The following is an 11,561-nucleotide window of genomic DNA, read 5'->3' on the forward strand; positions in this document are numbered from 1 at the left end:
TGCCGCTCCTGAAGAGCGACGACATCATCTGGATCCACGACTACCACCTGATACCGCTGGCGGCCGAGCTGCGCGGCATGGGCTGCCGCCAGCGCATCGGCTTCTTCCTGCACATCCCGCTGCCGCCGCACATCATCATGGCCGCGATCCCGCAGCACGAATGGCTGATGCGCTCGCTGTTCGCCTACGACCTGATCGGCTTCCAGGCGCAGCAGGACGTGCAGCACTTCGAGCAGTACGTGCGCAACGAGGCCAATGGCGAGTCCCTCGGCCGCGACCTGTACCGCGCCTACGGCCAGACGGTGCGCTGCGGCGCCTTCCCGATCGGCATCGACGTCGACGAATTCGCCGCGCTCACCCACGGCAAGGAGTCGCGCGACATGTTCGAGACGATGCGGCGCGAGTATTCCAGCCGGCGGCTGCTGCTGGGCATCGACCGGCTCGACTATTCCAAGGGCATCCCCAACCGCGTGCGCTCCTTCCGCGAGCTGCTGGCCAACTACCCCGAGAACCGCCGCAGCGCGACGCTGATCCAGATCGCCTCGCCCACCCGCGAGACGGTCGACGCCTACGCCGACATCCGGCGCGAGCTCGAGGCGCTGTGCGGCGCCATCAACGGCGACTACGGCGAGCTCGACTGGATGCCGGTGCGCTACATCCACCGCATGGTGGCGCGCAAGCGCGTGCCGGGCCTGTGCCGGGCCGCGGCGGTCGGGCTGGTGACGCCGCTGCGCGACGGCATGAACCTCGTGGCCAAGGAATACATCGCGGCGCAGGACCCGGCCGATCCGGGCGTGCTGGTGCTGTCGCGCTTCGCCGGGGCCGCCGAGCAGTTGAAGGAAGCGCTGCTGGTCAATCCCTACGACACCCACGGCACCGCCGAGACCGTGCAGCAGGCGCTGCAGATGCCGCTGGAGGAGCGCCGGGAGCGCCACCAGAAGCTGCTGTCGCGCATCCGCGCGCAGGACGTGCACTGGTGGCGGCGAACCTTCCTCGACGCTCTGCGCGAGGCGGAGAGCGTGCGCTAGGCGAGCAGCAGGCGCAGCAGCCGCGTCACCGGCGAAGGGCGCAGCGCCGTGCCCGACGCCGGCTGCGGCAGGCCGCAAATCAGTGCCGGTGCGAGCGCATCGACCTCGACCCAGCCCCCGCGCTCGGCGACATGGGCCTCGCCTTCCTCGAACACGTTCTTCACGGAAAACGCGGTCTCGCCGACCCATGACGGCGGCGAGATGACCCGCACGCGACCTTCCAGCACCATCAGCGCGGTGCCGGCATCGAGGGCGACACGCAGCGACTGCCCGGGCAGGAGCATCGTGGCGGAAGAGAAATCCGTGTGAATCATGGTGAACCTCGGCGGGCGGTGGATGCTTGAATCGTAGGCAGCAAGCCGCTCGAAAAACAGGCACAGCCGGGGACGATCGAAGCCGGAACAGCCACCCACACACCGCATCTGTTATGGTGGTTTTCGCTGCTTTCTGCATCTGTTCCCGCCACGGTCCTTCCCGCAGCATCGCCCCATGGACTCCATCCCGCTCTATCGCCAGCTGGCCGCGCACTACCTCGACGCGATCCGGGCCGGCTCGCTCAAGCCGGGCGACAAGCTGCCCTCGCTGCGCCACCTGATGCGCCGGCACGGCATCAGCCTGTCGACCGCGCTGCAGCTGTGCCGCTCGATGGAAAGCGAAGGCTGGGTCGAGGCGCGCGAGCGCTCCGGCTATTTCGTGCGCCGGCCGCGACGCCTCGCGATGGCGCCGATGGACGAGCCGGCGGCCGACCGGGCGCCCGACCCGGCGCAGTACGTGGGCATCCACGCCAAGGTCTCGGACTTCGTGGCGCGACGCCGGCAGGTGCCCGAGAAGCTCGACCTCTCCATCGCGCGCGGCGCGCCGCAGCTCTACCCCGCCGAGGCGCTGCGCAACGCGATGACGCGCCTGCTGCGCCAGCGCCCCGGCATGCTGGCGGTTGCCGCGCCGCTGAAGGGGCACCCCCCGTTTCGCGAAGTGCTCGCGCAGCGCAGCCTGCGCGTAGGCATGGCGATCTCGCCCGAAGAGATCCTGGTCACCAACGGCTGCATCGAAGCGCTGAACCTCGCGCTGCGCGCGGTTGCGCAGCCGGGCGACACGGTGGCGGTGGAGTCGCCCACCTTCTACGGCCTGCTGCAGGTGCTCGAGAGCCTGGGACTGCAGGCGCTGGAGATCCCGACCAGCCCGCAGACCGGCCTCTCGATCGAGGCCCTTGACCTCGCCATCCGAACCTACGACAACATCAAGGCCGTGGTGGTGGTGCCGCACCTGCAGAACCCGCTCGGCAGCGTGATGCCCGATGCCCACAAGGCGCGGCTTGCGCAGCTTTGCGAGCAGCATGCCCTCCCGCTCATCGAGGACGACACCTACAGCGAACTGCTCGATGCGCCGGTCCAGCCACGCGCGCTCAAGTCCTTCGACGGCGCCGGCAACGTGATCCACTGCGCCTCGCTGCACAAGATCCTCGCGCCCGGCCTGCGGCTGGGCTGGATCGCGGCCGGTCGCTGGCAGGCGCGGGTGGAGATGCTCAAGTTCGCGCAGACGCGCAACAACGAGGCGCTCGCGCAGGCTGCGGCCGGCGAGTTCATGGCCAGCGGCGGCTACGACCGCCACCTGCGCCACCTGCGCCAATGCCTGAAGACGCAGCGCGAGCAGACCGCCGACACGATCGCCGGCTGCTTTCCGCCGGGCACGCGCATCAACCTGCCGCCGGGCGGGCTGCAGCTGTGGGTGGAGCTGCCGGAAAGACTGTCATCGATGCGGGTCTTCGAAGCGGCCCTTGCCGAGCGCATCGTGGTGGCGCCGGGCACCCTGTTCTCGAACTCCTCGCGCTTCGACCACTACCTGCGCATCAACTGCGGCTGGCCTTATGGCGAGGCGGTCGATGCAGCGCTGCGGCGCCTGGGCGCCATCGCCACTGCGCTGGGCCCGGGCGCCGCAAGGGCGCCGGCGTCTGCAGGCCCGGCATCGGCGCCGGAGGACCGCAGGATCACCGGGCAGCGCACCCAAGTGTCGGGCGGGATGCTTCTTCAATCGAGCAACGCGAGGGCGGCGTAGTCGCCGACCTTGTCACCCAGCCCGGCGGGCACCAGCACCGCATCGCGGGTCAGTGCGACCAGCTTGCCGTCGATCTCGGCCTGCAGGCGCGGCAGCAGGAAATCGCGGTTGTGCCAGAACACGCTGCCGCCCAGGCTGATGCGCTGGAGATCGAGCGTGGCGATCAGGTTGTAGAGCATGCGGCCCATCACCCGGCACAGCGCCTCGGCGGTGGCCAGCGCCCGCGGCTCGCCGGCCGCGGCAGCGGCGAACAGATCCGCCGGCGGCTGGCCGAAGCGGCGGGCGATGGAGTTGCCGGCGACCAGGGCCTCGACGTCCCCGACGTTGCCGCAGCCGCACAGCGCGCCGCTGTCGTCGTCGGCCACGAAGCTGTGGCCCGCGTGCCCTGCATTGCCGTTCTTGCCGTGCAGGATGCGGCCGTCCACGCAGAGGCCCACGCCGACGCCGGTGCTCCAGGTGACATAGGCGCAGTGGTCCATGCCCTGCAGCGCGCCCCAGGTGCGCTCGGCCTCGAGCGCGGCCACCGCGTCGTTCTCCACGCGCACCTGGCCGAAGCGCCGCCGCAGCGGCGCCTCCAGCACAGCCGTCATCCAGTCGTTGGGCAGGCCGCGCGCCGGGCCCGCGATGCCGCCGCAGATGTTGGGGGTGGCGAGCTCGACCTGGCCGTCGCGCAGCACGAAGGGGCCTGCCGAGGAGACGCCCACGCGGTCGATCGAGGCGGGGGCGATGCCCTGCCCGGCGCAGATCTCGTCGATGAGCCGCAGGATCTGCAGCGCCACCGCATCGTTGCTGCCGGTCTTGGCGGTCGGCTCGCTGCGGCGGCCGACCAGCGGCGAGCTGCTGTCGGGCGACAGACTCACGGCCACCTTGGTTCCGCCGATATCGACGCAGGCTCTCATGGGGTCAGATCCATCGTGCAATCAATGCCGCGATCATGCTGAGCACCACGGTGCTCCCGATCGGCAGCTGCCACTCGCGCCCGAAGGCGCGAAACTCGAAGTCGCCGGGCAGGCGCCCGAAGCCGAAGCGCCGCAGCCATTGCGTCAGGCCGCTCATCAACAGCAGCGCGAGCACGACGACGATCAGCCAGCGAATCATGGAGACAGTCTAGCGCCCGCGCTCGCGGTCGTGCGCTTAGTCGCGCGGGCGCGCCATGCGCCGCTCAGGCCGCCAGCCGCAGCGCCTCGGGCTCGCCGCCGGCGGGCAGCATGATCATGCGCTGCGCGAAGGCCGCCCGCAGTGCGCTGGCGGGGCCGCCGCCCTCGCGCAGCTGGCGCGGCGTGACGCCCGCGGCCTCGGAAAAGGCGCGGGTCATGTGGGCCTGGTCGGCATAGCCCTGCTCCGCCGCCACATGGGCCAGCGGCACGCCCTCGGCGATGGCGCAGGCAGCGCGCTGGAAGCGCACCAGCCGCGCATAGCCGGCGGGCGCGAGGCCCAGCCAGTGGCGGAAGTCACGCTCGAGCTGACGCCGGCTCACCCGATGCTGGCAGGCGAGCTCGTCGACCGACAGGCCGGGCGCCTCGAGCAGCGACATCGCCGCCGCCGCCACGCGCTCGGCCTGCCAGCCCAGCGGGCGGCGCTCGCCGATGCGGGTCTCGAGCCAGCGCCCGAAGACGGTGCAGCGCTCCGGGCCTGCCGCCGCATCGACCAGCGCGCCATGCAGGATCGCCTCCTGGTATGCGGGAACGATCTGGCGCAGCGGCAAGCGTTCGTTGCGCAGGCTGTCCCAAGGCCGGCCGAAGGCGCGCAGCAGACCCAGCGGCGTGAGCATCGCGACCGCCATCTGGCCACGGCCTTGCGTCTGGAAGTCGACGGGGCGCGTGCGCAAGCCCGAGACCATCACGCGCAGCGCGCCGCCATCGCCGGCGCTGCGGCAGTCCAGCCGCTCGTCGCAGTAGGCCGTGACCATGAAGAGCTCATGCGGCAACCCCCGGTGCACGCCGCCTCCGAGCGCCTCGACGTCGACCAGGCCCAGCGAGGCCACGTGCCGCCCAGGCAGCCCGGCAGCGGCGCAGGCATGCGCAACGTGGAAGCGCTTGGCGGGCGCGGCATGGATCGCGTGAATGGACATCGAGGACTCCCATGAAACATGAAGGTGCGCATCGATTGTTCTTGGCCGGGTGCGCGCCGTCCCGGGGCGCCTGTCCCGTTTTCCGCGGTCGGGAGCCCTCGGCGCGGCGCGCGAGCGGGACATCTGTCCCTTGCACGGCCCTGGGAGTCTGCGCGGCAGAAACCTAGGCGTTCAGGATCGCCAGGGCTTCGCGGTGCAGCGCGGGCGTGGCCGCGGCGACGACGCGTCCGTTCGAGGCCAGGCCCAGTGGCCGGCCCTCCCAGTCGGTGATCACGCCGCCCGCGGCCTCGATCAGGCCGGCGGGCGCCAGGTAGTCGTAGGGCTGCAGGCCGGTCTCCACGACCAGGTCGATGCTGCCGCCGGCCAGCTGGGCGTAGCTGTAGCAGTCGCCGCCGAAGCGGCGCATCGCGCAGCGCCGGCTCAGCCGGTCGAAGGCCTCCCAGTCGGCGGGCGCGAAGATGTCCGGCGAGGTGGTGAAGATGCGCGCCGCCTCGACGCTGCCGCAGGCGCTCACGCGCACCGGCTGGCCGTTGCGCTGCGCACCGAGCCCGGCCTGCCCGACCCAGCGCTCGCCCAGCACTGGCATGTCGACCATGCCCAGTTCGACGCGGCCGCCGCGCACGAGCCCGATCAGCGTCCCCCAGAGCGGCGAGCCGGTGATGAAGCTGCGCGTGCCGTCGATCGGGTCGAGCACCCAGACGTCGGCGGCGTCCACGCGCTCCAGGCCGTGTTCCTCGCCGAAGATGCCGTCGGCCGGCCGCTGCGCACCCAGGATCTCGCGCATCGCCGCTTCGGCTGCGCGGTCCGCCATCGTGACCGGGCTTTCGTCGGCCTTCGCGATCACCTCCAGCGGCGTGCGGAACAGGCGCAGCGAATGGGCAGCGGCGGCGTCTGCGAGGGCGTTGGCGATGCGCAGGGCATCCTGTGGCGAGACGGTGGAACTCATGGGGGAACGGGCCAAAGAAGCCGATTAGACCCGAGACGGCGGTTTGACATGCTGCCCGGGCTGGGCGAGCATGGCCTTCAAACAGCTCGAACAAGAGGCCCACATGCCCGATCGTCGCCGGTGCATTCGCATCGCAGCCCTCGCCCTGCTTGCCACCATGGCGCCGCTGGCCGCCGCCACGCCCTCGGAGCAGGAACACAAGTTGATCATGGCCCTGATCGCGCGCGTCCAGGGCATGACCACAATGCAGTTCGTGCGCAACGACGAGCCGCACGACGCCGCCGAGGCGGCCGATCACATGCAGGCCAAGTACAAGCATTTCCGCAAAGAGATCGTGACGGCGGAAGACTTCATCGAGCGCTGCGCCTCGCGTTCCGAAGTCACGGGCAAGCCCTACATGATCAAGCTCGCGGACGGCAAGGCGCGGGAGGCGCGCGACTTCCTGATGCAGGAGCTGCACGCGATGCGGCAGCAGGGCCCGTCGCGGACACCGACCGCACAACCCCTGCCCGGCCGTTGATCGCGAGGCACAGCATGAAGCTGCCTGGCGGCAATTTTCATCCGAACGAAGGTGCACATCCGAGGGATGCGGCCGGTGGCGAAGAGCAAGGCGAGTCGGCCGGCTGGTTCACGCGGCCGCGCACCTCGGCGCTGGTGCTGGTGGTGATGACTGCGTTGGTGTTCTACCTGTGCTGGCGAATCATTCAGCCCTTCGTGCCGGCGCTGGCCTGGGCGCTTGCGCTGGCCATCCTCGGCTCCCGCTTGCACCGCAGGTTGACGAAGCGCATTCGCAATCGCAACGCGAGCGCAGCCCTGGCTACTGCCGTCATGGTCATGTTCATTGCAGTGCCGATCGCGGCCACCGCGCCGACCCTCGCGGGCAAGGTGAAGGATGGCTGGGAGAACTTGCGTTCGGAATCCGTCCGCAGCAGGGTCGACAAGGCGATTCGCAGCAATCCATCCCTTGCCCCGGTCGCCTCCTTCGTGTCAAGGCATGCGCCCTCTTCCGACGAACTGACGAAGCAGCTGGCGCCGGGTGTCTCGGGCCTGGTGACCGGTTCGTTCTGGGCCGGGATGCAGCTGATGATCACCTTTTTCGCCTTGTTCTATTTGCTGCGCGATCGCGATCAGGCCCTGCGCTACCTGCATTGGATCCTGCCGCTGACGACGAGCGAGGCGGACCGGCTGTCGAATCGGATCGAGGAGGTCGTGCGGGCCAGCGTTTTCGGAACACTGCTCGTGGCAACCATTCAAGGCGTGCTGGGCGGTCTCATGTTCTGGTGGCTGGGCCTGCCGGCGCCCTTGCTGTGGGGCGCGGTGATGTGCTTGCTGTCGGTGCTGCCCCTGCTGGGGGCGGCGATCGTCTGGATTCCTGCCGCTGTCCTGCTGGTGATGGAAGGCAGCTGGGAGAAGGCGCTGATCCTGACCGTGTGGGGTTCGGTCGTGGTTGCACTCATCGACAACCTGCTGTATCCCATCTTCGTCGGCAGCAAGCTGCGCTTGCATACCTTGCTCGTCTTCATTGCAATCGTCGGCGGCCTGCTCTCGTTCGGTGCGTCCGGCCTCGTTCTGGGTCCCCTCGTGCTTGCGGTCGCGATCGCCGCGGTGGAGATCTGGCGAGAGCGGACAGCGGCCGGCCAGGCCGCTGACGCGCCCGCCGATTCGTGAATCCTTCTCGCGCTCGGCTCGAGGGGCCGAGGCAACGCATCTAGGCAGGCCCGTCGCCCATGGCAGACAGCAGGTCGAGCGGATGCACCATGGCCTCCCGCACCCGCTTCGCGGTTTCGTACTGGTAAAGCGCCGAGCGCAAGCGAGGCTCTTTCGGCAGCGCGTGCCACACCGCAAGGAGATCCGAATCCGGCGGCGCCTCGCCGCGAGCGAGCCGGCACGCGGATGCCAGGCTGGCAGGCTCGCCGAGCAGGACCGCCTTTGTCGCTGCACTCAAGAATGGCGGATGCGATTCGGCCGGTGCGGAACAGCAATAGATCACGTGGGGCGGCAGCGAATGGCCGTGGGGCTGGAGCCGGCGAAGCGACGTGCCCGCGACCTGCGCCTGGCCGGTTGCCGAAGCAAAGGCATAGGTCTGGCCGGGGTCGGCATGCGCGAGTCGCCGCAAGCCGCGCAGGAGTCGCGGGAAGTCGGACGTGGCGGCCGCGGGAGATGCCTTGATCTCGGCAAGAAGAACGATCTCGTCGGCGCCGCCGTCCTGGCCACTTCGCACGATCGCCGCGTCCCATTCGTCCTTCGCCTTGTTCGTCTCCCCGGGGAATCCTCGCGGCGGGCGAAGGCTTCGCACGACGCGATAGGCGGCGCCGGGTTCGCGGTGCCGGTTCAGCAGCTCGGCGATGGCGCCCAGGGCCTGCCCGGTGGCGTGCTCGGCCTGCTCGCCAAGCCGGGCCGACGCGCGCCCCGACGCGGCCGCGGCATCGGTGCCTGCCAGCGGCCCCCTGCGTTCGCTCAGCCGCAGGTAATGTTGCACGGCTTCATTGCGCAGCAATGCGCTGCCATGCGCAAGACGCTGCAGCGCCGGGCTCGATCGGAGCCCCTCCAGCAGCGAAGGCACCTGCTGCCCTGCCGTGGTGTTGATGTCCTGCGCGAGCGGCTGCCCTATCGCCGCAGCAAGCTCTGTCCAGGCATCCTCAGCCGCGAGACGACGCAAGCGGGCCAGCGCATCCCGCGTCGCGCCGGCGGGCATGTCGCGCAGCTTGCCGGGATGTCCGATGGCATCCGTGATGGCACGCACCGCACGACGGTCGCTCGCGAGCTGCGCAGTCAACCGCACATGCTCGCGAACTTCCACGCTCTGCGCCTGGAGCACGAGTGCCTGGAATGCCGGATCGCCGCCCTCGGATGCGACCGCTCTGCGGATGAGCCCGGCAAGGGCATGCGCAAAGAAATCCTCCACGCGAGCGGGCATCGTCGATCCGTGTTCCTGCACGGCGCGCGCGGCTTCGAGCGCGAAGGCAAGTGCGGCGTCCACCCCGATCGACGCGGCCGCGTCGGCGTCGGCCGGCAACGGCGGCATGCGGAACCTGCGCGGCGCGGCGCGCACGGCGGCCAGGAGGAGGGTCTCGGGGTGCTGCAATCGCGCTCGGGCCTCTGGTACCCGCCTGTTCTGCATCACAGCGTATGACTGCGGTCGCCTTCGGCGAAGCCGACCGCCTCCCAGGCCGCGCCGGCGGCGAATCCGATCACCTTGAACAGCTCGCCCATCTCGTGCTCGTGGATCAGCCGCGCCGCCAGCGTGCGCTCCGGGAGCGAGGCCTGTTCCATCATGGCCAGGATGCCGGCGTTCAACAGGAATCTCGCCTGGCTGGTGTAGCCCAGCACCGCCAGGCCCGCATCCTGGCCGGCCAGCGCGATCCCGGTGAAATCGACGTGGGCCGTGATGTCCTTCAGGCCGACATCGGCCAGCGGATCGGCGTCGGCCAGGTGCCCGCGGTGACACATCACGGTGCCCATGTGGCGTTGCGGGTGGTAGTACTCGGCTTCGGGAAAGCCGTAGTCGATGAAGAAGGCGGCGCCCTGTTCGAGGCGCTCGGCCAGCGTGGCGATGAAGGCACGGGCCTGCGGGTGGATCTCGGTCAGGTAGTCGTGCGCGCCGGCGATCTCCACCGGCGGACGAAGTTCGGTCGGGCGGTCGTCCCAGGCAAAACCAGCGTCCTGCGCGATCACGCCGCGCTCGAACCACGCCCCGCCGCGGCGCGCCAGCAACTGGACCGGCATCGCGTCGAGCACTTCGTTGCCCACCACCACGCCACGCATCCGCGCCGGCAGCTCCGAGAGCCATTCGACCTTGGCGGCCCAGGGCGCGAGCGCCTGCTGCTGGCGCTCGCGCAAGGTGCCGGACAGGTCGACGATGCGGTAGCGCGCGACGCGCTCGCCCAGGGCCCCGAGCAGTTGCACCGCCAGGGCGCCCGAGCCGGCGCCGAACTCCCAGATCTCGTCGGTGCCGGTGCGCTCCAGCGCCTCGGCCAACTGCAGCGCCAGGGTCCGCCCGAACAGGGGCGTGAGTTCGGGCGCGGTGACGAAGTCGCTGCCCGAATCGGGCATGCGCCCGAACTTGCGGCTCGCGTTGGCGTAGTAGCCCAGGCCCGGGGCATACAAGGCGAGGGCCATGAAGCGGTCGAAGGACAGCCAGCCGCCGTCGCGCTGCAGGGCGGCGTCGATAATCCGGGTCAGGGGGTTGGCGCGCGCGGCGCCCGGCTCCTCGTTCATAAGACAGGAAATCTATCAGCATGCGCGAATCCACCCCACGTCCCGGCGTGCTCGTGACCGGCGGCGGCAAGCGGCTCGGCGCCGCGGTCTGCGAAGCCTTCGCGCGCGCGGGCTGGCCGGTGTGGTGCCAATACCGCGCCTCGCGCGAAGAGGCCGAGGCGCTGTGCGCCCGGCTGCGCGGCGAAGGCCACCGGGCCACGGCGATCGAGGCCGACATCGGCAGCGCCGCGGGGCGGCGCGCCTTGCTCGAAGGCATCGAGGGCCCTGTCGGCTGCATCGTCAACAACGCCTCGGCCTTCGAGCCCGACACCGGCCTGGACTTCGACGAGGAAAGTGCCCTGCGCCAGATCGCCGTGAACCTGATCGCACCGCTGGACTTCGCGCGACTGCTGGCGCAGCGCGCGGCCGCGGGCGACGGCATCGACCGCTGCGCGATCCACATCCTCGACCAGAAGGTCCACAACCTGAATCCCGACTACTTCTCCTACACCGTATCCAAGCTGGCGCTGGAGCGTTCGGTGGCGTTGCAGGCGCAGTCGCTGGCGCCGGCGGTGCGCGTGTGCGGGGTTGCGCCGGGCATCCTCTACCGCAGCGGGCCGCAGGACGAGGGCAACTTCCAGCAGGCAGCGCGCGCCAACCTGCTGCGCCGGCCCATCGATCCGGCCGACGTCGCGCGAACCTGCGTCTTCCTCGCCGGCACGCCCAGCGTGACCGGCAGCACCCTCAGCGTGGACAACGGCCAGCACCTGGTGCCGCTGCCGCGCGACATCATGTTCGTCGTCGACGAGCTGCTGAAAGCACCCAAATCATGAGTCCTGCCTCGATCGACCCGCTGCTGAGCAGCTGCCGCCGCCTCTTCCTGCGCGACTACGAGGTGTGGATCAACATCGGCGTGCACGAGTTCGAGAAGCGGGCCGAGCAGCGCGTGGTGATCAACGTCGACCTCTACGTGCCGCTGGACGTCTCGACCCCCAAGGCCGACGAGCTCGACGAGGTGGTCGACTACGACTTCATCCGCCGGACCGTCGCCACGCGCCTCTCGAAGGGGCACATCCACTTGCAGGAAACGCTGTGCGACGACATCCTCACGCAGGTGCTCATGCATCCCAAGGTGCAGGCGGCACGTGTGTCGACCGCCAAGCCCGATGTGTATCCCGATTGCGCGGCGGTCGGGGTCGAAGTTTTCAGGAGCAAGTGAATGGCTCGCCCCCCAGGTTGGCTCACTTCGTGTAGCCGCCCACCCCCT

At 70.0% G+C, this 11,561-nt stretch carries 13 protein-coding genes; 6 read left to right on the plus strand and 7 right to left on the minus strand.

Going from position 1 to position 11,561, the window contains the following annotated elements; all coding sequences use genetic code 11:
• On the plus strand, nucleotides 1–1,028 hold a 1,028-nt coding region (locus APY03_RS14360), incomplete at its 5' end, for an alpha,alpha-trehalose-phosphate synthase (UDP-forming) (RefSeq protein ID WP_232324263.1).
• Here the strand turns inward: APY03_RS14360 and APY03_RS14365 are convergent.
• The gene (locus tag APY03_RS14365) at nucleotides 1,025–1,342 is read right to left on the minus strand and encodes a hypothetical protein (RefSeq protein WP_068677895.1); all 318 of its coding nucleotides are present in this window, start codon (nucleotides 1,340–1,342) and stop codon (nucleotides 1,025–1,027) included. The two genes, APY03_RS14360 and APY03_RS14365, sit on opposite strands and share 4 nt — an antisense overlap.
• A gap of 175 nt (nucleotides 1,343–1,517) precedes the next feature.
• On the opposite strand from APY03_RS14365, the gene APY03_RS14370 reads away from it, so the two are divergent.
• A complete protein-coding gene (locus APY03_RS14370) occupies nucleotides 1,518–3,080 on the plus strand; it encodes an aminotransferase-like domain-containing protein (protein WP_068677860.1) in 1,563 nt (520 codons plus the stop codon).
• Here APY03_RS14370 and APY03_RS14375 read toward each other — a convergent pair.
• From APY03_RS14375 to hisN, 4 genes are all read right to left on the minus strand, one after another.
• Nucleotides 3,053–3,979 (minus strand): ROK family protein, encoded by a 927-nt coding sequence (locus tag APY03_RS14375; RefSeq protein WP_068677861.1) that lies wholly within the window; start codon nucleotides 3,977–3,979, stop codon nucleotides 3,053–3,055. The two genes, APY03_RS14370 and APY03_RS14375, sit on opposite strands and share 28 nt — an antisense overlap.
• A 4-nt stretch (nucleotides 3,980–3,983) precedes the next feature.
• Nucleotides 3,984–4,178, minus strand: a complete 195-nt coding sequence (locus tag APY03_RS14380) for a DUF2905 domain-containing protein (protein ID WP_068677862.1) — start codon at nucleotides 4,176–4,178, stop codon at nucleotides 3,984–3,986.
• Nucleotides 4,179–4,242: 64 nt separating this feature from the next.
• A complete protein-coding gene (locus APY03_RS14385) occupies nucleotides 4,243–5,151 on the minus strand; it encodes a helix-turn-helix transcriptional regulator (RefSeq protein WP_068677863.1) in 909 nt (302 codons plus the stop codon).
• Nucleotides 5,152–5,314: 163 nt separating this feature from the next.
• Entirely contained in the window at nucleotides 5,315–6,097 is a 783-nt protein-coding gene (gene hisN, locus APY03_RS14390; protein WP_068677864.1) for a histidinol-phosphatase, read from the minus strand.
• A 157-nt stretch (nucleotides 6,098–6,254) separates the two neighbouring features.
• Between hisN and APY03_RS14395 the strand changes: the two genes are divergently transcribed.
• Nucleotides 6,255–6,617 carry a DUF5329 family protein gene (locus tag APY03_RS14395; RefSeq protein ID WP_232324264.1) on the plus strand — a complete coding sequence of 121 codons (363 nt, stop codon included), beginning with the start codon at nucleotides 6,255–6,257 and terminating at the stop codon, nucleotides 6,615–6,617.
• A gap of 14 nt (nucleotides 6,618–6,631) precedes the next feature.
• Nucleotides 6,632–7,765, plus strand: coding sequence for an AI-2E family transporter (locus APY03_RS14400; RefSeq protein WP_083944354.1), 1,134 nt, complete (start codon nucleotides 6,632–6,634; stop codon nucleotides 7,763–7,765).
• 40 nt (nucleotides 7,766–7,805) lie between these two features.
• On the opposite strand, the gene APY03_RS14405 is transcribed toward APY03_RS14400, so the two are convergent.
• A complete protein-coding gene (locus APY03_RS14405) occupies nucleotides 7,806–9,182 on the minus strand; it encodes a hypothetical protein (RefSeq protein ID WP_232081226.1) in 1,377 nt (458 codons plus the stop codon).
• Between the two features lie 35 nt (nucleotides 9,183–9,217).
• Nucleotides 9,218–10,315 carry a class I SAM-dependent methyltransferase gene (locus APY03_RS14410; protein WP_068677866.1) on the minus strand — a complete coding sequence of 366 codons (1,098 nt, stop codon included), beginning with the start codon at nucleotides 10,313–10,315 and terminating at the stop codon, nucleotides 9,218–9,220.
• 20 nt (nucleotides 10,316–10,335) lie between these two features.
• Between APY03_RS14410 and APY03_RS14415 the strand changes: the two genes are divergently transcribed.
• Both APY03_RS14415 and APY03_RS14420 read left to right on the plus strand, forming a co-directional pair.
• Nucleotides 10,336–11,127 carry an SDR family oxidoreductase gene (locus APY03_RS14415; RefSeq protein WP_068677867.1) on the plus strand — a complete coding sequence of 264 codons (792 nt, stop codon included), beginning with the start codon at nucleotides 10,336–10,338 and terminating at the stop codon, nucleotides 11,125–11,127.
• Nucleotides 11,124–11,513, plus strand: a complete 390-nt coding sequence (locus APY03_RS14420) for a dihydroneopterin aldolase (RefSeq protein WP_068677868.1) — start codon at nucleotides 11,124–11,126, stop codon at nucleotides 11,511–11,513. Before APY03_RS14415 ends, APY03_RS14420 begins: the two co-directional genes overlap by 4 nt.
• Nucleotides 11,514–11,561 lie beyond the last annotated feature (48 nt).

The organism is Variovorax sp. WDL1 (genome assembly GCF_001541225.1).
Lineage (GTDB): Bacteria > Pseudomonadota > Gammaproteobacteria > Burkholderiales > Burkholderiaceae_C > Variovorax.

What these genes read in the sequence shown, in the direction of transcription:
- APY03_RS14365 (WP_068677895.1), bottom strand. Translation starts at nt 1,342, where the DNA reads ATGATTCACACGGATTTCTCTTCCGCCACGATGCTCCTGCCCGGGCAG.
- APY03_RS14370 (WP_068677860.1), top strand. Translation starts at nt 1,518, where the DNA reads ATGGACTCCATCCCGCTCTATCGCCAGCTGGCCGCGCACTACCTCGAC.
- APY03_RS14375 (WP_068677861.1), bottom strand. Translation starts at nt 3,979, where the DNA reads ATGAGAGCCTGCGTCGATATCGGCGGAACCAAGGTGGCCGTGAGTCTG.
- APY03_RS14380 (WP_068677862.1), bottom strand. Translation starts at nt 4,178, where the DNA reads ATGATTCGCTGGCTGATCGTCGTCGTGCTCGCGCTGCTGTTGATGAGC.
- APY03_RS14385 (WP_068677863.1), bottom strand. Translation starts at nt 5,151, where the DNA reads ATGTCCATTCACGCGATCCATGCCGCGCCCGCCAAGCGCTTCCACGTT.
- hisN (WP_068677864.1), bottom strand. Translation starts at nt 6,097, where the DNA reads ATGAGTTCCACCGTCTCGCCACAGGATGCCCTGCGCATCGCCAACGCC.
- APY03_RS14395 (WP_232324264.1), top strand. Translation starts at nt 6,255, where the DNA reads ATGGCGCCGCTGGCCGCCGCCACGCCCTCGGAGCAGGAACACAAGTTG.
- APY03_RS14400 (WP_083944354.1), top strand. Translation starts at nt 6,632, where the DNA reads ATGAAGCTGCCTGGCGGCAATTTTCATCCGAACGAAGGTGCACATCCG.
- APY03_RS14410 (WP_068677866.1), bottom strand. Translation starts at nt 10,315, where the DNA reads ATGAACGAGGAGCCGGGCGCCGCGCGCGCCAACCCCCTGACCCGGATT.
- APY03_RS14415 (WP_068677867.1), top strand. Translation starts at nt 10,336, where the DNA reads ATGCGCGAATCCACCCCACGTCCCGGCGTGCTCGTGACCGGCGGCGGC.
- APY03_RS14420 (WP_068677868.1), top strand. Translation starts at nt 11,124, where the DNA reads ATGAGTCCTGCCTCGATCGACCCGCTGCTGAGCAGCTGCCGCCGCCTC.